This window comes from Salmonella sp. 741265055_HSA (assembly GCF_046569525.1).
Lineage (GTDB): Bacteria > Pseudomonadota > Gammaproteobacteria > Enterobacterales > Enterobacteriaceae > Salmonella > Salmonella enterica.
In genome coordinates this window covers 15,405-36,284 of sequence record NZ_JBKFSQ010000018.1, presented here as the reverse complement: position 1 = coordinate 36,284, position 20,880 = coordinate 15,405, and the positions used below count along the sequence as shown (strand labels likewise).

21 protein-coding genes and 1 riboswitch are annotated in these 20,880 nt (G+C 53.2%); of the genes, 10 read left to right on the top strand and 11 right to left on the bottom strand.

Annotated elements, in window-relative coordinates; genetic code table 11:
- Window positions 1-33: 33 nt before the first annotated feature.
- The 4 genes from fadD to ACLD4K_RS11855 all read right to left on the bottom strand — a co-directional run bounded on the left by fadD (window position 34) and on the right by ACLD4K_RS11855 (window position 5,240).
- Entirely contained in the window at window positions 34-1,719 is a 1,686-nt protein-coding gene (gene fadD / locus ACLD4K_RS11870) for a long-chain-fatty-acid--CoA ligase FadD (RefSeq protein ID WP_411011927.1), read from the bottom strand.
- A gap of 204 nt (window positions 1,720-1,923) precedes the next feature.
- Complete coding sequence (locus ACLD4K_RS11865) at window positions 1,924-2,505, bottom strand: Slp family lipoprotein (RefSeq protein WP_410040162.1); 582 nt, start codon at window positions 2,503-2,505, stop codon at window positions 1,924-1,926.
- Window positions 2,506-2,576: 71 nt separating this feature from the next.
- The gene (gene tsaB, locus ACLD4K_RS11860; RefSeq protein WP_411011915.1) at window positions 2,577-3,272 is read right to left on the bottom strand and encodes a tRNA (adenosine(37)-N6)-threonylcarbamoyltransferase complex dimerization subunit type 1 TsaB; all 696 of its coding nucleotides are present in this window, start codon (window positions 3,270-3,272) and stop codon (window positions 2,577-2,579) included.
- A 57-nt stretch (window positions 3,273-3,329) separates the two neighbouring features.
- Complete coding sequence (locus ACLD4K_RS11855) at window positions 3,330-5,240, bottom strand: ATP-dependent DNA helicase (RefSeq protein WP_000128801.1); 1,911 nt, start codon at window positions 5,238-5,240, stop codon at window positions 3,330-3,332.
- 130 nt (window positions 5,241-5,370) lie between these two features.
- On the opposite strand from ACLD4K_RS11855, the gene ACLD4K_RS11850 reads away from it, so the two are divergent.
- Window positions 5,371-5,715: a RidA family protein gene (locus tag ACLD4K_RS11850; protein WP_000029550.1), complete on the top strand. Its 345-nt coding sequence runs from the start codon at window positions 5,371-5,373 to the stop codon at window positions 5,713-5,715.
- Window positions 5,716-5,720: 5 nt separating this feature from the next.
- Here ACLD4K_RS11850 and ACLD4K_RS11845 read toward each other — a convergent pair whose 3' ends face one another.
- Window positions 5,721-5,900, bottom strand: a complete 180-nt coding sequence (locus ACLD4K_RS11845) for a YoaH family protein (RefSeq protein WP_000457328.1) — start codon at window positions 5,898-5,900, stop codon at window positions 5,721-5,723.
- 80 nt (window positions 5,901-5,980) lie between these two features.
- On the opposite strand from ACLD4K_RS11845, the gene pabB reads away from it, so the two are divergent.
- The 4 genes from pabB to ACLD4K_RS11825 all read left to right on the top strand — a co-directional run bounded on the left by pabB (window position 5,981) and on the right by ACLD4K_RS11825 (window position 11,294).
- Window positions 5,981-7,345, top strand: coding sequence for an aminodeoxychorismate synthase component 1 (gene pabB, locus ACLD4K_RS11840; RefSeq protein ID WP_411011914.1), 1,365 nt, complete (start codon window positions 5,981-5,983; stop codon window positions 7,343-7,345).
- A gap of 3 nt (window positions 7,346-7,348) precedes the next feature.
- Entirely contained in the window at window positions 7,349-7,927 is a 579-nt protein-coding gene (locus tag ACLD4K_RS11835; protein ID WP_000381544.1) for a CoA pyrophosphatase, read from the top strand.
- Window positions 7,928-8,190: 263 nt separating this feature from the next.
- Window positions 8,191-9,555, top strand: a complete 1,365-nt coding sequence (gene sdaA, locus ACLD4K_RS11830) for an L-serine ammonia-lyase (RefSeq protein ID WP_411011913.1) — start codon at window positions 8,191-8,193, stop codon at window positions 9,553-9,555.
- Between the two features lie 137 nt (window positions 9,556-9,692).
- Entirely contained in the window at window positions 9,693-11,294 is a 1,602-nt protein-coding gene (locus ACLD4K_RS11825; protein WP_411011912.1) for an EAL domain-containing protein, read from the top strand.
- Window positions 11,295-11,315: 21 nt separating this feature from the next.
- On the opposite strand, the gene yoaE is transcribed toward ACLD4K_RS11825, so the two are convergent.
- A complete protein-coding gene (yoaE, locus tag ACLD4K_RS11820) occupies window positions 11,316-12,875 on the bottom strand; it encodes a CNNM family cation transport protein YoaE (protein WP_000421815.1) in 1,560 nt (519 codons plus the stop codon).
- Window positions 12,863-13,030, bottom strand: coding sequence for a protein YoaL (locus tag ACLD4K_RS11815; protein WP_370739650.1), 168 nt, complete (start codon window positions 13,028-13,030; stop codon window positions 12,863-12,865). The genes yoaE and ACLD4K_RS11815 overlap by 13 nt, the downstream gene beginning before the upstream one ends.
- A 317-nt stretch (window positions 13,031-13,347) precedes the next feature.
- Between ACLD4K_RS11815 and manX the strand changes: the two genes are divergently transcribed.
- The 5 genes from manX to mntP all read left to right on the top strand — a co-directional run bounded on the left by manX (window position 13,348) and on the right by mntP (window position 17,529).
- Window positions 13,348-14,319 carry a PTS mannose transporter subunit IIAB gene (gene manX / locus ACLD4K_RS11810; RefSeq protein ID WP_411011911.1) on the top strand — a complete coding sequence of 324 codons (972 nt, stop codon included), beginning with the start codon at window positions 13,348-13,350 and terminating at the stop codon, window positions 14,317-14,319.
- A 52-nt stretch (window positions 14,320-14,371) separates the two neighbouring features.
- Window positions 14,372-15,172, top strand: coding sequence for a PTS mannose/fructose/sorbose transporter subunit IIC (locus ACLD4K_RS11805; protein ID WP_079986560.1), 801 nt, complete (start codon window positions 14,372-14,374; stop codon window positions 15,170-15,172).
- Window positions 15,173-15,184: 12 nt separating this feature from the next.
- Entirely contained in the window at window positions 15,185-16,036 is an 852-nt protein-coding gene (locus tag ACLD4K_RS11800; protein WP_001518647.1) for a PTS mannose transporter subunit IID, read from the top strand.
- A gap of 58 nt (window positions 16,037-16,094) precedes the next feature.
- Entirely contained in the window at window positions 16,095-16,553 is a 459-nt protein-coding gene (locus ACLD4K_RS11795) for a DUF986 family protein (protein WP_411011910.1), read from the top strand.
- Between the two features lie 196 nt (window positions 16,554-16,749).
- Window positions 16,750-16,851, top strand: a riboswitch (yybP-ykoY riboswitch).
- 111 nt (window positions 16,852-16,962) lie between these two features.
- Complete coding sequence (gene mntP, locus ACLD4K_RS11790; protein ID WP_411011909.1) at window positions 16,963-17,529, top strand: manganese efflux pump MntP; 567 nt, start codon at window positions 16,963-16,965, stop codon at window positions 17,527-17,529.
- On the opposite strand, the gene rlmA is transcribed toward mntP, so the two are convergent.
- From rlmA to ACLD4K_RS11770, 4 genes are all read right to left on the bottom strand, one after another.
- Complete coding sequence (gene rlmA, locus ACLD4K_RS11785) at window positions 17,526-18,335, bottom strand: 23S rRNA (guanine(745)-N(1))-methyltransferase (RefSeq protein WP_183059602.1); 810 nt, start codon at window positions 18,333-18,335, stop codon at window positions 17,526-17,528. The genes mntP and rlmA overlap by 4 nt on opposite strands.
- A 65-nt stretch (window positions 18,336-18,400) precedes the next feature.
- On the bottom strand, window positions 18,401-20,146 hold the full coding sequence (gene ftsI / locus ACLD4K_RS11780; protein WP_000730322.1) for a peptidoglycan glycosyltransferase FtsI: 1,746 nt from the start codon (window positions 20,144-20,146) through the stop codon (window positions 18,401-18,403).
- A 219-nt stretch (window positions 20,147-20,365) separates the two neighbouring features.
- Window positions 20,366-20,575 carry a transcription antiterminator/RNA stability regulator CspE gene (gene cspE, locus ACLD4K_RS11775; protein WP_001062678.1) on the bottom strand — a complete coding sequence of 70 codons (210 nt, stop codon included), beginning with the start codon at window positions 20,573-20,575 and terminating at the stop codon, window positions 20,366-20,368.
- 12 nt (window positions 20,576-20,587) lie between these two features.
- Complete coding sequence (locus ACLD4K_RS11770) at window positions 20,588-20,731, bottom strand: DUF2627 domain-containing protein (protein WP_001537930.1); 144 nt, start codon at window positions 20,729-20,731, stop codon at window positions 20,588-20,590.
- Window positions 20,732-20,880 lie beyond the last annotated feature (149 nt).

The following is a 20,880-nucleotide window of genomic DNA, read 5'->3' as shown; positions in this document are numbered from 1 at the left end:
TTAACCGGCGTCTCTCGTTAGCTGACTTAACGCTCAGGCTTTATTGTCTACTTTGCCACGGGCTTCGTCACGCAGTTCTCGTCGTAAAATTTTCCCAACGTTAGATTTTGGTAATTCCTCGCGAAACTCGACCTGTTTGGGCACCTTATATCCGGTCAGATGGCGGCGGCAGAAGGTGATCAACGCATCCTCAGTCAATGCCGGATCTTTCTTAACCACAAAAAGCTTCACCGCTTCGCCGCTACTACCGGAAGGCACGCCAACCGCCGCGACTTCCTGCACGCCAGAATGCTGCATCACCACATCTTCAATTTCGTTTGGATAAACGTTAAAACCAGAAACCAGAATCATATCTTTCTTACGATCGACAATCCGCAGAAAGCCGTCTTCATCCATAACCGCAATATCGCCCGTATGCAGCCAGCCATCTTTAATGATTTCATCCGTCGCGTCAGGACGCTGCCAGTATCCCAGCATAACCTGCGGGCCTTTCACGCAAAGCTCTCCGGCCTCACCCGGCGCGACTTCGTTATCATCGTCATCCACCAGTTTGGCTTCTGTTGACGGTACTGGCAGGCCGATACTGCCGCTGTGATAATCAATATCATGCGGGTTGACGCTCACCAGCGGGGCGCACTCGGTCAGCCCGTAGCCTTCCAGCAGGTATTGCCCGGTCAGCTTTACCCAACGTTCCGCAACGACGTTTTGCACCGGCATCCCGCCGCCGGCTGACAGATGCAGCGAAGAAAAATCCAACTGCTGAAACTCTTTATTATTGAGCAGGGCGTTGAATAGCGTATTAACGCCAGTCATCGCCGTAAATGGATATTTCGCCAGCTCCTTGACCAGGCCGGGGATATCACGCGGATTGGTAATCAGCAGGTTTTGCCCACCCAGCTCGATAAAAAGCAGACAGTTCATGGTTAAGGCAAAAATGTGATACAGCGGCAGCGCGGTCACTACCAGCTCTTTCCCCGGGTGCAGCAGCGGCCCATAGGTCGCTTTCACCTGCTCCAGATTCGCCAGCATATTGCGGTGGGTCAACATCGCGCCTTTCGCCACGCCCGTCGTACCGCCGGTATATTGCAGGAAAGCCAGATCTTCAGCGACAACCTCGGGTTTGACATACTGCATACGGTAGCCATGCTGTAGCGCGCTACGAAACGAGATCGCATCTGGCAAGTGGTATTTTGGCACCAGACGCTTGATGTATTTCACGACAAAGTTAACAACCGTACCTTTGGCGGTAGAAAGCTGGTCGCCCATCCGCGTCAGAATAACGTGCTGTACCGACGTTTTCTCGACTACTTTTTCCAGCGTATGGGCAAAGTTAGAAACAATAATGATTGCCGCCGCGCCGCTATCGTTAAGCTGATGCTCAAGTTCGCGCGGCGTGTAAAGCGGGTTAACGTTCACCACAATCATGCCGGCGCGTAAAATACCAAATAGCGCGACGGGATACTGCAACAGGTTTGGCATCATCAGCGCCACACGGTCGCCTTTTTTGAGTCCCAGCCCTTGTTGTAAATAAGCCGCAAATGCCCGACTACGTTCTTCTAATTTGCGGAAGGTCATTACCTCCCCCATATTGACGAACGCAGGCTGATCGGCATAGCGCGTCGCCGCATGTTCAAACAGTTCAACCAGGGATTGATAACGGTCAGGGTTGATCTCCGCCGGAACATCAGCAGGATAACGGTTAAGCCAAACCTTCTTCAATGCATCACCTCTAAAATGAGTGTTCGTCGTCATCACAACCCCAGTTAATAAACAAGTCGTTAACATTATATTAACTCAGCGTACCAGTTTATTAATTACACAACTGAAAGGTTGCGAAGCGCGTCACTATTTATTTTTATTATGTCTCTATGAATGCAGAAACAGCGGACCAGCCGCTGTTTCTTTTATTGATAAAACAAAGGGTTACTCTGTTACTATCGTCTGAACCTCTGCGGGTCCAGGGTTATACCATCCCCAACCGCCATAGCCATAAGGCCAGGCGCGTCCGCCGTAAAACCACGGATCGATCGGCTGTGGAGGCATGACGACCTGCTGAACAAGATGCCAGCGTTTATAGCCGGTAGCCTGCATCAGCATAAATTTATACGGCGTATTGCCGATTTTACCGTCAACCGTGCCGGTTATCGGGCCGACAACGGTAACTAACTGGCCACGGAAGTCCACCGGGTCCAGAAAACCGTTCACATCGGCAAAAATTCTGCCGCGCGAGGCTTCGCCCAGAATAGGACGCGCGCCGCTATCGAGCGGTACGGTCGCGATTTCAAGCCGGGTTTTTCCCTGCTGATTTTGTACCGCCACAACTTTGCCGCCAAAACGCGCCTCTTGCCCGATATAGAGCTGCGGCGCATTCATCACCCGCACCAAATCCTGCTGCGGCGTCGGACTCGAACCTTTAATGGCATCCGGGATAGTCACGCAACCGCTCAGCATAAGCGCAAAAGCGCACGCCAGCGCCCCTTTTATTAACCGTTTTTGAACCGCCATGATGCGACTCCTTTTTCTCGACCTCTATTCCACCCCACAGCATAAAGTATGGGGGGTAATAGTAGTGAGAGTCATTCTTTGCCGGGAAGTTTCTTCCACGCCACTTCGTTACGCAAATAAACCGGCTCGGCATGTTCCACGGCAACGGTCTCTCCTGCCGCCAGCTTTTGACTGGCGATGGGCAACATATCTTCCGCTGCCGGGAGCGACACTTCCCCATCATGAAGCGTCAGGCCGCACTCCTTCGTCAGATCGGGCCACGCGGACCAACCCGTTCCGACCGTCGCCCACTCGCCGGAAAGCTGTTTCAACCGCTCGCCGACCCGTTCCGGTTTCAGCACTGCTTCCGTCTCTTCGCCCCGCCAGACGCCCTGCGCATCACGCTGGTATTCCGCCCAGTACACTTCACCCATCCGCGCGTCAATCGCGGCGAGTACGCGGGTCGCGCCGGTTTTACGCCACGCTCCCTGCGCCATCGTGGCAAGCGTCGAAACACCGATCATCGGCAGATTTGCCCCTAACGCCAGCCCTTGCGCAATACCAATGCCGATACGCACACCGGTAAAGCTGCCCGGACCGCGCCCAAACGCCAGCGCATCTATCTCATTGAGCGAGACGCCGCTGGCGGCCAGAATCTCCTGCACCATGGGCAGGATACGTTGAGTGTGTTCTCGTGGACAAAGCTCAAAGTGAGCATTGATAGTACCGTTGTTCCACAGGGCGACAGAACAGGCCTCTGTGGCGGTATCGATAGCCAGAATTCGCATGAGGTTTCGTGCTTAGATCAATAAAATAGCGCGCATCTTACCATACTCCGTAACAAATTACTCGGCGGATGGAATCGCAAGAAAGCGAACGGCACGGGCGATATCACGCGTGCGCGGCGCAGGAGGCAGGCTGGCGAGAAACGTGGCGCCATAGGGCCGCATCACCAGCCGGTTATCACAAATCACTAACACCCCGCGATCGTCCGCATCGCGAATCAGCCGCCCTACTCCCTGCTTCAGCGTAATCACCGCGTCGGGCAGTTGAACCTCATCAAACGGATCGCCGCCGCGCAAACGACAGTCTTCCATTCGCGCTTTTAACAACGGGTCGTCCGGGGAGGTAAACGGCAATTTGTCGATAATCACCAAAGATAACGTATCGCCGCGCACGTCCACCCCTTCCCAGAAGCTGCTGGTGGCGACGAGCAGCGCGTTGCCGGCGCTAACAAATTGCTGTAACAGTTGGCCTTTACTGGTTTCCCCTTGCAACAATACCGGCAGCGTCATGGTGGCGCGAAACTGCTCCGCCAGATCGCGCATCATGGCGTGCGAGGTGCACAGCATAAAACATCGCCCGTTATTGGCTTCGATAATCGGCCTGAGCATAGCCGCCAACTGTCGCGCCGCGCCGGGCTGGTTGGTTTGCGGTAGGTTACGCGGTACGCAGAGTAACGCCTGGCGCGTATAGTCGAATGGGCTGGGCAGTAGCATGGATTCTGCCTGTTCAATTCCCAGACGGGCGGTAAAGTGGTGAAGATCATCATTTACCGACAACGTGGCCGAGGTAAAAATCCAGCTACCGGGCTTCTGTTCCATCACCTCTTTGAATTTGTCCGCCACGGTGAGCGGCGTCAGCGCCAGGGTGAAATGGCGCGAGGTGCACTCATACCAGTAGCTGTATCCCGGCTGATTGATCTCTTTTAAGCGTTTCAGCCGTGAACGGTATAGCGTGGCGCGTTCAAAAGCCGCATCCAGCAGCGCCGAACGGCCCAGCGACAGCTTCGCCACGTCGTAACAAAGCTCCAGCGTATCATCCAGCAGTAAAAATGCCCGTTGGATACGTGGGTCGGCTAACAGTTCACGCAAATTTCCCCGGTAGCCGGGCTCCCCCAGTTGCAGACGAAAATCCTGGGCGCTCTGGGCAAGGCGATCGGCGCATTTTTGCAACTGTTGAGTGTCTTTCAGTTCCGTCCGGTAGGCGATGGTGATGTCTTTTGCTAAATCCAGCAACTGACGGCTGGAGAGCGATTGTCCGAAATACTGGCTGGCGATGTCAGGCAGTTGGTGGGCTTCATCGAAGATCATTACTTCAGCCTGAGGGATAAGTTCGCCAAACCCACTCTCTTTAACCACCATATCCGCAAGAAAAAGGTGGTGGTTTACAATCACCACATCCGCGTCCATCGCCTTTTTACGCGCTTTCACCACAAAGCACTCTTTGTAGAGCGGGCAATCGCTGCCAAGGCAGTTGTCGTTGGTACTGGTGACCAGCGGCCAGGCCTGGGAATCCTCCGCCACGCTGACGCAGGTGCTGATATCGCCATCCCGCGTCTGATTTGACCAGGAGCGCAGCAATATCACGTCGCTTAACGTTTGTACCGGTAAATCGCCGCCCGCCAGCGCTTGTTGTTCCAGACGCTCCAGGCAGAGGTAGTTTGAACGTCCTTTCAACAGGGCCGTCTTACCGGTAAACGCCAACGCTTTTGCTACCGTCGGCAGATCGCGGCTGTAGAGTTGATCCTGCAACGCTTTCGACCCGGTCGAAATAATGACTTTTTTCCCGGCGCGCAACGCCGGAGCGAGGTAAGCATAGGTCTTCCCGGTTCCGGTGCCGGCTTCAACAACCAGAGGCTGCGCATTTTCAATCGCTTGTGTCACGGCAACCGCCATTTGTCGCTGTGGTTCGCGCGGTTTAAAGCCGGTTATCGCTTTGGCCAGTTGGCCATCTGCTGCAAAATCGTCCGTCACACTGCCCCCTGTTAATTTACACAGGGATTATGTCAGGGTAGAAAGGCTTACGCCAGTTACAGAGGTGACGGCGACGCCACATTGTGGCAGTCTTGAGCCATTCAAATGGAAAGCAAATGAGGAATAAGTGATGTCTATCGTGCGTATTGATGCCGAAGATCGTTGGTCAGACGTGGTGATCTACAATAATACGCTGTGGTATACCGGCGTGCCGGAAAACCTCGACGCCGATGCTTTTGAGCAAACGGCGAATACTCTGGCGCAGATTGATGCGGTGCTGGAAAAACAGGGCTCCAGTAAGTCACGTATTCTGGATGCCACTATTTTCCTGAGCGATAAAGCGGATTTTGCCGCCATGAATAAGGCGTGGGATGCGTGGGTCGTCGCAGGCCATGCGCCGGTACGCTGTACCGTACAGGCCGGGTTGATGAATCCGAAATATAAAGTTGAGATTAAGATTGTCGCGGCGGTATAAGCCGGTTATTCGTCTTCATCCTCAAAACGCGCCACTATCCGTTCGCCGGTATGGTTGGCGCGAAGTTCGCCCGCCACCTGGGCAATCGCTTCTCCGCTGCTCATACCTTGCGACATCAATTCCTGGATACGTTCTACGGCTTTTTGCTGTTGTTCATGACTGAGTGAAGGTAAACCTGCAAACATGATTAACTCCTGCTAAATTGTTAGCGCTAATTATTTCACGCTACCCGGCGGTAAGCCAGTAGTGTTGTAACGAGTCAGGAATGATGAAGACGTTATCTCCCACTGTTATCACCTTACCCTGGCGTCCGGACGCCGCTGAACACTATTTTGCGCCCGTAAACCATTTGCCCTGGGCGATGCTGCTGCATTCAGGTGATGCTATTCATCCCTATAACCGTTTTGATATTCTGGTCGCCGATCCTGTCACCACACTGACCACGCGCGCGCAGGAAACCACGGTATGTACTGCGCGCACGACCACCGTCACTCTCGACGATCCGTTACACGTTTTGCAGACTCAACTGGAGGCGCTGCCTTTTCATCCTCAGCCTGACCCTGACTTACCCTTTCAGGGCGGCGCGCTGGGTCTGTTTGGTTATGATTTAGGGCGGCGTTTCGAAATTCTGCCCGATACTGCCGCGCGCGATATCGCTTTACCCGATATGGCGATTGGCCTTTACGACTGGGCGCTGATTGTCGATCACCATACACAGGTAGTGTCGCTGATAAGCTATCACGATGCAGACGCCCGATATCGCTGGCTCACCAGCCAGCGCGCGCCGACCCGAACGCCCTTCAGGCTTACCTCGGCCTGGCAATCCAATATGACGCGTTGCGAGTATGGCGAAAAGTTTCGTCAGGTGCAGGCCTGGCTGCACAGCGGGGACTGCTATCAGGTCAATCTTTCCCAGCGTTTTCAGGCGAGCTACGAGGGTGATGAGTGGCAGGCTTTCGAACGCCTTAACCGCGCAAATCGCGCCCCGTTCAGCGCCTTTCTTCGTTTACATGACGGCGCTATATTGAGCCTTTCTCCCGAGCGTTTTATCCAACTGGAGAACGGTCATATCCAGACGCGCCCGATCAAAGGTACGCTTCCACGGCTTAACGATCCGCAGGCGGATCGTCAGCAGGCGCAGAAACTGGCTAATTCAATGAAAGATCGCGCTGAAAATTTGATGATCGTCGATTTGATGCGTAACGACATTGGCCGGGTCGCCGTACCGGGTTCGGTGAAAGTGCCGGAACTGTTCGTCGTCGAACCATTTCCTGCCGTTCACCATCTGGTTAGCACCATTACCGCCCGTTTACCGGACTCGCTTCATGCCACCGATCTGCTGCGCGCGGCTTTCCCCGGCGGCTCCATTACCGGCGCGCCTAAAGTGCGGGCGATGGAAATTATCGACGAACTGGAGCCGCAGCGACGCAACGCCTGGTGCGGTAGCATCGGTTATCTGAGTTTCTGCGGCAAGATGGATACCAGTATTACTATCCGCACCGTCACGGCAACGCAGGGCCAACTCTATTGCTCAGCCGGCGGCGGTATCGTGGCCGATAGCAAGGAAGAAGCGGAATATCAGGAAACTTTTGATAAAGTTAATCGTATCCTGCACCCACTGGAGAACTAATACGTGGATACCAGCCGTCTGACGCTCGATCATTTCTTATCGCGCTTTCAGCTTTTGCGCCCGCAGATGACTCATGAAACGTTGAATCAACGTCAGGCCGCCGTACTGATCCCTGTGGTTCGCCGCCCCCAACCGGGGCTGCTGTTGACCCAGCGGGCTATTCATTTGCGCAAACACGCCGGACAGGTCGCCTTTCCCGGCGGGGCCGTGGACAGTACCGATGCTTCGCTTATCGCCGCAGCCCTTCGCGAAGCGCAGGAGGAAGTCGCCATCCCGCCGCAAGCCGTGGAAGTGATTGGCGTTTTACCGCCGGTAGACAGCGTGACCGGTTTTCAGGTCACCCCGGTGGTCGGCATTATTCCGCCAAATCTCCCCTGGCGCGCCAGTGAAGACGAAGTGTCTGCGGTGTTTGAAATGCCGCTGGCGCAAGCGTTGCAACTGGGTCGATATCACCCGCTTGATGTTTACCGTCGCGGCAATTCGCACCGCGTATGGCTCTCCTGGTATGAGCATTATTTCGTCTGGGGCATGACCGCAAACATTCTTCGTGAGCTGGCACTGCAAATCGGCGTAAAGCCCTGACTGTACACAACGCCATTCACGTTGCCTCAAGGCGGTAACAATCGCCTCCCCCAAAGAGGCAGCCTGAAGGGCAACGTGTATATACTAAACTTTACGCGCGCAAGACACGACTTGAGATTACTGTCGCAATATTAGTAAAAACGCGGTTATTCATTAGTTTAATTCATGTGAATAGTTAAGCTGATGCCAGCGTTCCCTCTTACACTATGCGCAGTTATAACATCGTAACCGGAAGCCCCGGTTGCCCTGTCAGGAGTATTATCGTGATTAGCCTATTCGACATGTTTAAGGTAGGGATTGGTCCCTCCTCTTCCCACACTGTTGGCCCGATGAAAGCCGGTAAACAGTTCGTCGATGACCTGGTCGAAAAAGGATTACTGGATAACGTTACCCGCGTCGCTGTCGATGTCTACGGCTCGCTGTCGCTGACGGGGAAAGGTCACCATACCGATATCGCCATTATTATGGGTCTGGCGGGTAATGAACCCGCTACCGTGGATATTGATAGTATCCCCGGTTTTATTCGCGACGTCGAAACGCGCGAGCGTCTGTTACTGGCCCAGGGACGTCACGAAGTCGACTTCCCGAAAGATGACGGAATGCGTTTTCACAACGGCAATTTGCCGCTGCATGAAAACGGGATGCAGATCCACGCCTTGCATGACGACACGGTCATTTATAGCAAGACGTACTATTCCATCGGCGGCGGCTTTATCGTTGATGAAGCGCATTTCGGCCAGGAAGCGACGAATGAGGTTACTGTACCTTATCCGTTTAAATCGGCGAAAGAAATGCTGGAGTATTGCAACAGCACCGGCCTTTCCCTCTCCGGCATGGTGATGCAAAACGAACTGGCGCTGCATAGCAAGAAAGAAATTGAAGAATATTTCGGTCACGTCTGGCAGACCATGCAGGCCTGTATTGATCGCGGTATGAATACCGAAGGCGTGCTGCCGGGGCCGCTGCGCGTACCGCGTCGCGCCTCTGCGCTGCGTCGTATGCTGGTTTCCAGCGATAAGCTTTCCAGCGATCCGATGAACGTCATTGACTGGGTGAACATGTTTGCTCTGGCGGTGAACGAAGAGAACGCCGCAGGCGGCCGCGTCGTGACGGCGCCAACCAATGGCGCGTGCGGCATCGTTCCTGCGGTACTGGCTTACTACGACCATTTTATTGAATCAGTCAGCCCGGATATTTACACCCGCTACTTCCTGGCGGCAGGCGCTATTGGCGCGCTGTATAAGATGAACGCGTCTATTTCCGGCGCGGAAGTCGGCTGTCAGGGCGAAGTCGGGGTCGCCTGTTCGATGGCGGCGGCAGGCCTTGCTGAATTGTTGGGCGCCAGCCCGGAACAGGTTTGCGTTGCCGCTGAAATCGGCATGGAGCATAACCTGGGGCTGACCTGCGACCCGGTTGCCGGTCAGGTGCAGGTGCCGTGTATCGAGCGTAACGCCATTGCTTCGGTTAAAGCGATCAACGCTGCGCGTATGGCCATGCGTCGAACCAGCGCGCCGCGCGTCTCGTTGGATAAAGTCATCGAAACGATGTACGAGACCGGAAAAGACATGAACGCCAAATACCGTGAAACGTCGCGCGGCGGGCTGGCCATTAAAGTCCAGTGTGATTAAACGCCGTTTTCCCTCCCTTCGCCCATCTGCTACGGATGGGCGAAATTTTTATCTCTTCCTCGTCGACTCCACGTTTCCCCACTACACTTGCTGTGTCGCGGTTGGCTTTTGTCGCCAACGCTTATTGGGCGGCCCGCATGCAAACAGCACAACGGATCATCAATCATTATCGCCGTAATCGTTTCATTGTTTGCACGATTTGTGCACTGGTCACGCTCATTCTTACGCTGAGCATCCGATTTATTTCGGAGCGGAACTTAAATCACCATCGCACGGTTGCATTCGCGAATCATGCCGTTGATGCGCTGGACAATGTGCTGCATCCTCTCCTGGTCGGACGAAACATACTGCTACCCTTGCTTGAGCTTCCGTGCGCGACCGCGCATTTGCCGTTGCGTAAGCAAGCCGCCCGCCTGCAAACCATTCGTTCTATCGGGCTGGTGAAAGAAGGAATTCTCTACTGCTCAAGCATTTTTGGCGCCCGTAATACTCCCATACGCCAGCTTCAGCCCGATCTTCCCGCAGCCGGCGATCTGCTGCTACTTTCCACGGATCAATCGTTACTCAAGGGAAGCCCGATCCTCATTCAGTGGTATCCCGCCTCTGCCGATGGTCAGGATGGCGTGATGGAAATTGTGAATATTGGCTTGCTGACGACCATGCTACTTGAGCCACAGCAGCCGCAAATTACCAGCGCCAGCCTGACGGTCGGCAAACGGCACCTGTTATATGGTCGGGGCGTGGTCGATACTCTTCCGGAATTAAAAAAAGATGAAGAGCGTTACCAGCTTTCATCGCGGCATTTCCCTTTTACTATCAGCGTCAGCGGGCCGTCGGCAGGTGTACTGGCGTTCAAACATCTCCCGACACAGTTACCGCTGGCCGTATTGCTTAGCCTGTTGATCGGTTATATCGCCTGGCTGGCAACGGCCAGCAGAATGAGCTTTTCCTGGGAGATTAATCTGGCCCTTGCCGAACGGGAGTTTGAGCTATTTTGTCAGCCGTTGCTTAATGCCCGCACGCAGCAGTGTACCGGCGTTGAGATCCTGTTACGCTGGAATAACCCGCGCCAGGGCTGGATCTCACCGGATGTTTTTATTCCTATCGCCGAGGAGCATAACCTGATAGCGCCGCTGACCCGCTATGTGATTGCGGAAACCATTCGGCAGCGGCACTACTTCCCCATCAACCATCAGTTTCATATCGGTATCAATGTGGCGGCAAGCCATTTCCGACACGGCGTGCTTCTCAAGGATCTTAATCAGTACTGGTTTAGTGCGGAACCTGTTCAGCAACTGGTGCTGGAGCTCACGGAACGCGACGCGTTGCTTGACGTTGATTACCGCCTGGTGCGCGAGCTGCATCGTAAAGGCGTGAAGTTAGCCATCGATGATTTTGGCACAGGAAACAGCTCGCTCTCCTGGCTGGAAAAACTGCGGCCGGATATTTTGAAAATCGATAAATCCTTCACCGCCGCCATCGGTACCGATGCGGTCAATTCAACGGTGACCGATATTATTATCGCGCTGGGGCAGAGACTGAATATTGAACTGGTTGCGGAAGGGGTCGAAAACCAGACACAGGCACAGCATTTGCGCCAGCATGGTGTGCAAATGTTACAGGGCTATCTCTATGCGAAGCCGATGCCCATTAGCGAATTTCCACAGTGGCTGGCGGGCAGCGCGCCGCCGCCCGCCCGGCATAACGGACAGATTATGTCCGCGATGCCGCATCTATAGACTTGATTCCTGCGTGTGACGTTATTCCTCTTCGTCGTGGGCAGGCTGTTCTTTAACAATCCGAACCAGATCGACACGATAGTCGTTGGCCTCGACAATGGTGATCCGCAGTGGCGGAACATCAATGACATCGCCTACACGAGGAATATGGCCATTAGCGGCGATCACTAACCCCGCGACCGTCGCAATATCGCCCTCTTCGTTCACCAGATGGTCAACTTCCAGCGCCTGCTGTAGCGCATGGAGATCGGTGCCGCCCTTCACTATCCAGCCCTCGGCATCGGCAACGATTTCCGGCGTTTCATCGGCATCCGGGAACTCACCGGCAATCGCTTCCAGCACATCCAGCGGCGTAACCAGCCCCTGCACCACGCCGAACTCGTTAGTGACGATAACGAAACTGCCGCGCGCGCGACGCAAAACGCCTAACAGATTGATAGGGTCAAGCGTTTCCGGCACCACTATCGCCGGGGAAGACGCGGCGATAGCCGCAACGTCCGCGCCCTCTTCCAGCGCCACCAGCAACTCTTTCGCCCGAACGATACCGATAATTTCATCCAGCTCGCCCCGACATACCGGGAACAGGCTATGCGGAGAAGAGAGTAACTGCTGACGGATTTCAGCTACGCTGAGATTCGCATCCACCCAACTAATTTCGCCTCGCGGCGTCATAATGCCGCGCAGGGAGCGCGACGCCAGAGTCAGTACGCCGTTAATCATGTAGCGTTCTTCTTCGGCGAAGGCGCCTTCCGACACCGATATCGCGGCCGGGCTATCCGTCTCATGTTGCGTACTCGCCTGGCGTTTACCGCCCATCAGACGCAGGATAGCGTCCGCAGTACGCGCGCGCAGCGGCAACGTGGACTGATGACGAATAAAGTTGCGGCGCGCAATCTGGTTAAACACCTCGATAACGATCGAGAAACCAATTGCCGCGTACAGGTAGCCTTTCGGAATATGGAAACCAAACCCTTCCGCCACCAGGCTCAAGCCGATCATCAGCAGGAAACTCAGACAGAGCACCACTACCGTCGGATGCTGATTGACAAAACGGGTCAGCGGTTTTGACGCCAGTAGCATCACCGCCATCGCAATCACCACCGCCGCCATCATAACCGGCAGATGGTTTACCATACCTACCGCCGTAATCACGGCGTCCAGCGAGAAGACCGCATCCAGGATGACAATCTGCGTGACTACCACCCAGAAGCTCGCATAGCCTTTACCGTGTCCGGTGTCATGCTCGCGGTTTTCCAGACGTTCATGCAGCTCGGTGGTCGCTTTAAACAGCAGGAATATACCGCCCAGCAGCATAATTAAATCGCGGCCGGAGAAGGTAAAATCCCAGACGGTAAAGAGCGGCTTTGTTAAGGTCACCAGCCACGAAATAATGGACAGCAGCGCCAGACGCATAATCAGCGCCAGCGAGAGCCCGATAAGACGCGCTTTGTCACGCTGCTTCGGCGGCAATTTATCGGCGAGGATCGCGATAAAGACCAGGTTATCGATACCCAGGACAATTTCCAGGACGACGAGCGTGAGTAAACCCACCCAAATTGAGGGATCCATTAATAATTCCATGACAAGCTCCTGCTTAAGGAATGACTAAACGGCGCCCACAACATCTCAAAGGATGCAGGCGGTAACGCAATAAACAAAGTAAGGCTATGGCAAGATATGCCAGATTGACAGGCGCAAAACGGCCAAAGAGTGAAATGACGTCGGTGACGATCCATACAACGGGCTGCTGCCCTATACCCCATTCTAATTAAACGGAAGCTAAACATAACAGAGACAACTGGTTTTTGGCAAAGATTTACCTTCCTTTGCAAAGAGATGTAACCGGGATATTTTACACTTCGAAATTTCTCATTATCGAAAACAAAATTACGGATCTCCATCACACAAAATATTTTTTTCGATATCTAAAATAATTCACGAAAATCATGCGTTTTTCGTTGTAACCCTTATCTGAATCGATTCGCTTGCGGACGGCGATTCAAAAAATACATCTGTCAAGTTGATGTGTTGACAATAATAAAGGAGGTAGCAAGTGACCATTGCTATTGTTATAGGCACACATGGTTGGGCTGCAGAGCAGTTACTTAAAACAGCCGAAATGCTGTTAGGCGAGCAGGAAAACGTCGGCTGGATCGATTTCGTTCCAGGCGAAAATGCCGAAACGCTGATCGAAAAGTACAACGCTCAGTTGGCTAAACTCGATACCAGTAAAGGTGTGCTATTTCTCGTTGATACATGGGGAGGCAGTCCGTTTAATGCTGCCAGCCGCATTGTCGTCGATAAAGAGCGCTATGAAGTTATTGCCGGCGTCAACATCCCGATGCTGGTCGAAACGTTTATGGCTCGTGACGACGATCCGAGCTTTGACGAGCTGGTCGCACTGGCGGTAGAAACCGGTCGTGAAGGCGTAAAAGCGCTGAAAGCGAAACCGGTAGAAAAAGCCGCGCCAGCGCCAGCCGCCGCCGCCGCGCCAAAAGCGGCCACGCCGGCAAAACCGATGGGCCCGAATGATTATATGGTTATCGGGCTTGCCCGTATTGATGACCGCCTCATTCACGGTCAGGTCGCTACCCGCTGGACCAAAGAGACCAATGTCAGCCGTATTATTGTTGTGAGCGATGAAGTCGCGGCGGATACCGTACGTAAAACGCTGCTGACGCAAGTTGCGCCGCCGGGCGTTACGGCGCATGTGGTTGACGTCGCGAAGATGATTCGCGTCTACAATAACCCGAAATACGCCGGCGAACGCGTGATGCTTCTGTTTACCAATCCTACCGACGTCGAGCGCATCGTTGAGGGCGGCGTGAAAGTCACTTCCGTGAACATTGGCGGTATGGCCTATCGTCAAGGTAAAACGCAGGTGAACAACGCCGTTTCCGTCGATGAAAAGGATATCGAAGCCTTTAAAAAGCTCAACGAGCGCGGCATCGAGCTTGAGGTGCGTAAAGTTTCCACCGATCCGAAACTGAAAATGATGGATTTAATTGCCAAAGTGGCGAAATAACCGCCGGCATTTAATTAGCTTTCACACTTAAGATAGCAATAGGAGAAGTACAATGGAGATTACCACTCTTCAGATTGTGCTGGTGTTCATCGTCGCATGTATCGCGGGTATGGAGTCGGTACTTGATGAATTTCAGTTCCACCGTCCGCTGATCGCCTGTACCTTAATCGGTGCCGTTCTGGGGGACATGAAAACCGGTATTATCATCGGCGGTACTCTGGAAATGATCGCTCTGGGCTGGATGAACATCGGTGCTGCCGTTGCGCCTGATGCCGCACTGGCGTCCATCATCTCTACCGTTCTGGTCATCGCCGGGCATCAAAGCATTGGCGCCGGTATCGCGCTGGCGATTCCGCTGGCGGCAGCAGGCCAGGTACTGACCATTATCGTTCGTACCATCACCGTGGCATTCCAGCACGCGGCGGACAAGGCGGCTGAAAACGGCAACCTGACGGCGCTCTCCTGGCTGCACGTTTCTTCTCTGTTCCTGCAGGCAATGCGTATCGCTATCCCGGCGGTTATCGTTGCCATCTCCGTAGGCACCAGCGAAGTACAGGGAATGCTGAATGCGATTCCTGAAGTCGTCACAGGCGGTCTGAACATCGCCGGCGGCATGATCGTCGTGGTTGGTTATGCGATGGTTATCAACATGATGCGCGCAGGCTACCTGATGCCGTTCTTCTACCTCGGTTTCGTCACCGCGGCTTTCACAAACTTCAACCTGGTCGCACTGGGTGTCATCGGCGCAGTGATGGCTATCCTTTACATCCAGCTGAGCCCGAAATACAACCGTGTAACGGGCGCGCCTGCAGCGGCTGCTGGCAATAACGATCTCGATAACGAACTGGACTAACAGGTGAGCGAAATGGTTGATATGACTAAAACTACCACCGAGAAAAAACTCACTCCGAGCGATATTCGCGGCGTATTTCTTCGTTCTAACCTGTTCCAGGGGTCATGGAACTTCGAACGTATGCAAGCGCTGGGCTTCTGTTTCTCTATGGTACCAGCGATTCGTCGCCTGTATCCGGAGAATAATGACGCGCGTAAACAGGCGATTAAACGTCACCTGGAGTTCTTTAACACCCACCCTTACGTTGCGGCGCCGGTACTGGGCGTGACCCTGGCAATGGAAGAAAAGCGTGCGAACGGCGCAGAGATTGACGATGGTGCTATCAACGGTATCAAAGTCGGTCTGATGGGACCGCTGGCAGGCGTCGGCGACCCTATCTTCTGGGGTACCGTCCGTCCGGTATTCGCGGCGCTGGGCGCAGGTATTGCAATGAGCGGCAGCCTGCTTGGTCCGCTGCTGTTTTTCATCCTGTTTAACCTGGTGCGTCTGGCGACCCGTTATTATGGCGTGGCTTATGGCTACCGCAAAGGCGTCGATATCGTTAAAGATATGGGCGGCGGCTTCCTGCAAAAACTGACTGAGGGGGCGTCAATCCTCGGCCTGTTTGTCATGGGGGCATTGGTTAACAAGTGGACGCATGTGAATATCCCGCTGGTGGTCTCCACCATCACCGGTCAGGATGGTCAGACACGCGTTACCACCGTGCAAACCATACTCGACCAGCTGATGCCGGGTCTGGTTCCGTTACTGTTGACCTTTGCCTGTATGTGGCTGCTGCGTAAGAAAGTTAACCCGCTGTGGATTATCGTGGGCTTCTTCGTCATCGGTATCGCCGGCTACTCCGTAGGACTGCTGGGCCAGTAAGACTGTTGTACACTACCGGGGCCAAACGGCCCCGTTTTTTTATTTCTCTGGAGGATAAATGACTATCACGGACCTGGTGCTGATTCTCTTTGTTGCCGCATTATTGGCTTACGCTCTCTACGATCAGTTCATCATGCCCCGTCGCAATGGCCCCACTCTGCTTTCTATAGCCCTGCTTCGCCGTGGTCGCGTAGACAGCGTTATCTTCGTTGGGCTGGTCGCCATCCTTATTTATAACAACGTAACCAGCCACGGAGCGCAGATGACCACATGGTTATTAAGTGCGCTGGCGTTAATGGGGTTTTATATATTCTGGATCCGCACGCCACGGATCATCTTTAAACAACGTGGCTTTTTCTTCGCCAATGTCTGGATAGAATATAACCGTATTAAAGAGATGAATTTATCGGAGGACGGCGTACTGGTGATGCAATTAGAACAACGACGCTTACTTATCCGTGTACGCAATATCGACGATCTGGAAAAAATATATAAGCTTCTTATTGAAAATCAATAATCTAAGATATAGCCTCAACTATGTTTTTCGAATTTTATTTCGAATCATAATATAGCTAAGGCTATATTTTCTATTGACCAATTGTTATTTAATTTAACGTTTTATTGATGAATAAATCTAAATGAAAATCGTTTTCAATTAGAAGGCAAATAATATTTTATCGCTGTTGTTTTATATTCTAAAAATATGTTAATGTTGCGCCGTCAATTGGGGAGTAGCCGATTTCCAGACTCCGGAAATGTACGCGTCAACATACTCGTTGCAAAACGTGGCGCGTACGGACCAGCCGCCGCTGGTCAGGCGAGACCATAGGCGCATCAACTGCTGTGTATTTCGTCACAGAATGGCGACATGCATGTTTGCTGGGGGCAGTGATGTGTTTAATGGATACCCCGGTCAGGACGTTGTCATGCACTTTACTGCTACTATTCTTCTCGCTTTCGGCATGTCGATGGATGCTTTCGCGGCATCAATTGGCAAAGGCGCCACCCTACATAAACCCAAATTCTCAGAAGCATTGCGTACCGGTCTTATCTTTGGCGCGGTTGAAACGCTGACCCCGTTAATCGGCTGGGGGCTGGGGATATTGGCGAGTAAATTCGTTCTGGAATGGAACCACTGGATAGCCTTTGTTCTGCTGATCTTTCTGGGCGGACGCATGATCATCGAAGGTATCCGCGGCGGTAGCGATGAAGATGAAACACCGTTACGCCGCCACAGCTTTTGGCTATTAGTCACGACGGCTATCGCGACCAGTCTTGATGCGATGGCGGTTGGCGTCGGTCTGGCGTTTTTGCAGGTAAACATCATCGCTACCGCATTAGCTATCGGTTGCGCCACGCTTATCATGTCCACCCTCGGAATGATGATCGGTCGCTTTATCGGCCCAATGTTGGGTAAGCGTGCTGAAATTCTCGGCGGGGTCGTACTGATAGGAATTGGCGTCCAGATCCTCTGGACGCATTTTCACGGTTAACGGTTACGCTGCCAGAGATGAAGGTTGAAATCCGTCTGGCAGCTAAGTCCGGCGCTGGCAGCCAGTTGTTCCCACACTTCTGGTCTGGCGCGCCAGGCAAATGGCGTCATTTGCAACAGTGCTACAGCCGCTTCGGCGGTGAGCTGCATGTGATAAGCAAGGCGGGTACTCTGCTGCAATGTGAATCCGTCGAGCTGCTCGGTATACGGCGCATGTAAACGCACCTCATCATAAATGAGCCCTTTTAGTTCCATCAGATGATGCGGCCCCGGCGTGGCGGTAACGACCCAACCACCAGGTTTCACCACACGCGCCAATTCCTGCGCCTTACACGGGGCGTAGATTCTGATCACCGCATCCATTGACGCATCGGCAAAGGGCAGTCGATGGCTTGACGCCACACAAAACTTCACCTGCGAATAGCGCTTCGCTGCCGCTTTGATCGCCGTTTTAGCAACGTCCAGTCCAAACGTGGTGACTCCCGGCAACGCCTCGGCAAAAGCATGAGTGTAATACCCCTCGCCGCAGCCGATATCCAGAATCGCCGTGGCCGACTGATCCAGCCGCTCGCGCAACAGGTTAATCACCGCGTCGCGCAGCGGCTGATAATGGCCCGCATCAAGAAACGCTCTCCTCGCCTGCATCATTTCGGCACTGTCGCCCGGATCGCGCGAACGTTTATGCTGTACCGGCAGCAGATTGATGTAGCCCTCTTTCGCCACATCAAACTGATGGCGCTGTGGGCATATAACGCTGTTATTCATCTGCGTAAGCGGCTGATGGCAAAGCGGACAGGTAAACGACATGACAACTCCGGACTGGGGCGCTAAAGGGCGCAAGTGTAACGCGAATTGCGCCCCGGGAAAATCCTTTACGAGCCCGGAACCGCAACGTGGCTGCCATGCATCACCAGAAGGTGATCTGAATCGGCTGGCATACCGTCTGGCTCAACATTTTCCAGCCGCAGCACATCGCCCATGATCTGGCTGAATACGGGCGCAGATACCGCGCCGCCATAATAAGCCCCATTTTGTGGATTATTAATCACCACCACCAGCGCAAACCTGGGGTTACTTGCCGGCGCGACGCCTGCGGTATATGCCACATACTTATCGACGTATTTACCATCATCGCCAATTTTTTTCGCCGTCCCGGTTTTGACCGCAATACGGTAGTCTCTTACTGCGGCTTTTGTTCCGCCGCCGCCAGGCAACGCGACGCTCTCCATCATATGTTCCACCTCGTGCACCAGTTCTTCCGGCATTACCCGCGTGCCGATCACGGGCGGATCAACTTTGGTGATCGATAACGGACGGTAGATACCAAAGCTGCCAATCGTGGCATAAACATGCGCCAGTTGCAGCGGCGTCACCATTAATCCATAGCCAAAAGCGAAGGTAGCGCGATCTAAATCACTCCAGTAACGGCGTTTCGGTAATAACCCGCTGCTCTCTCCGGTGAGACCCAGTCCGGTAGGCACGCCGAAACCAAAGCTTTTATAAGTATCCATTAATTTCTGCACCGGCATCGCCAGAGAAAGGTGAGAAACGCCGGTATCGCTGGATTTTTGCAAAATGCCGGTTAATGTCAGTTCCGGATAGTAACCGACGTCGCGGATACGGTGTCCATCGAGAGTAAAAGGATGGGTATCGATAACGCTGTCCGGCTGCACGATGCCCTGCTGTAACGCAGTCATAATGACCAATGGCTTCACAGTAGAACCAGGTTCGAAAGTATCGCTAATCGCGCGGTTACGAAAATCGTCCAACTGCGCGCCTTCACGGTTGTTCGGGTTGAAATCCGGGTAACTCGCCATCGAGAGAATTTCACCCGTTGGGATGTTAATCAATACGGCAGCGCCGGATTCCGCTTTGTTCCAGATGACGGCGTTATCCAGCGCATCTTCGGTAACCGTTTGCAGACGTTCATCAATGCTAAGCTGAAGTTCATGAGCAGGAACCGGATTCACTTCCGTAATGTTCTCAATAACGTGACCAAATTTATCTTTACGCACCAGCCGGGAGCCCGGTTTTCCCGTCAGTTGCGCGTTAAAGCTCTTTTCAATACCTTCTATTCCCTGCCCGTCGATATTGGTAAAGCCGATCAAATTGGCCGCTACGTGTCCGGCAGGGTAAAAACGGCGCGACTCTTCCCGCAGGTTAATACCCGGTAGATTCAGTTTATCTATCCATTCGGCTTGCTGGGGTGAAACCTGGCGCGCGAGGTAGATAAAACGGCCTGCCGGGTTACTGTTTACCCGTTCCGCAAGCGTACTGAGCGACAGATGTAAGGCGCTGGCCAGCGCCTGCCAGCGCTCATTGTAGCCAACGCCGCCTTTGCTTATGATAGTCTTCGGATCGGCCCAGACAGCATTAACCGGAACGCTCACCGCTAAGGGCCGCCCTTCTCTGTCGGTGATCATGCCGCGTGGAGAGGCCGTAGTCACTTCACGAAGCGAGCGCATATCTTCTTGTTTCACCAGTTTCGACGGCGTAACAATTTGCAACCATGCCACCCGCCCTAACAACAATGCCATACTGAGCAGAATGGCAGTGCAAAGTAGTGCAAAACGTATGGGCGTAAAATTACGGGTATCGCCGTCGCTTTTCTTTTTCACCTGATCTCCAGCCGAATCATTTTTCAGGTGATTGATTTAACGGGAAACGGCGGGAAAAACCAGAAAAAACAATGCTAATAACCTCGCGCCTTTGCAACAAATCGCTAACGAGAGTGCATCCAGACACATTTTGAAGGATATTGAATTAAAAAGCCCCGGTTTTAGCGAGGCTTTATATCTGAGGCTGACGCGACAAACGCATCAAATCAGTGGTGTCGATCAGATAGCTGTTACGTTAACAGCAGCCGGACCTTTCTGGCCGTCCTGAATTTCGAACTCAACGTTCTGGCCTTCAGCCAGAGTTTTGAAACCATTGCCCTGGATAGCGGAGAAGTGTACGAACACATCTTTGCTGCCGTCAGCCGGAGTAATGAAGCCAAAACCTTTGGATTCGTTGAACCACTTAACTTGACCTTTAATCTTTGCCATTTGCAAAATTCCTTAGAGTGTTTTCTTTGCCCGTAGGCATAACATAGATAAAACTGAGACATTACTGCTTGAGGCACTAATATAAGGTTCGGCAGAGAAGCGGTATTCAACGTCAACGTGTTTACTCAGGACTTCTTTACTGAAAATGCCACACATAAACAGAACTGTACCTCGTTTAACCCAAAGCCTGTTATCACATACAACGTTAATTATGGCAAGCCATTTTTAAACGTGTCTCGATCCGTCGCACAAATTACGAGAACCTTCACAAATTGACAGCACGTTTATGCAACAAAATTGCGAAA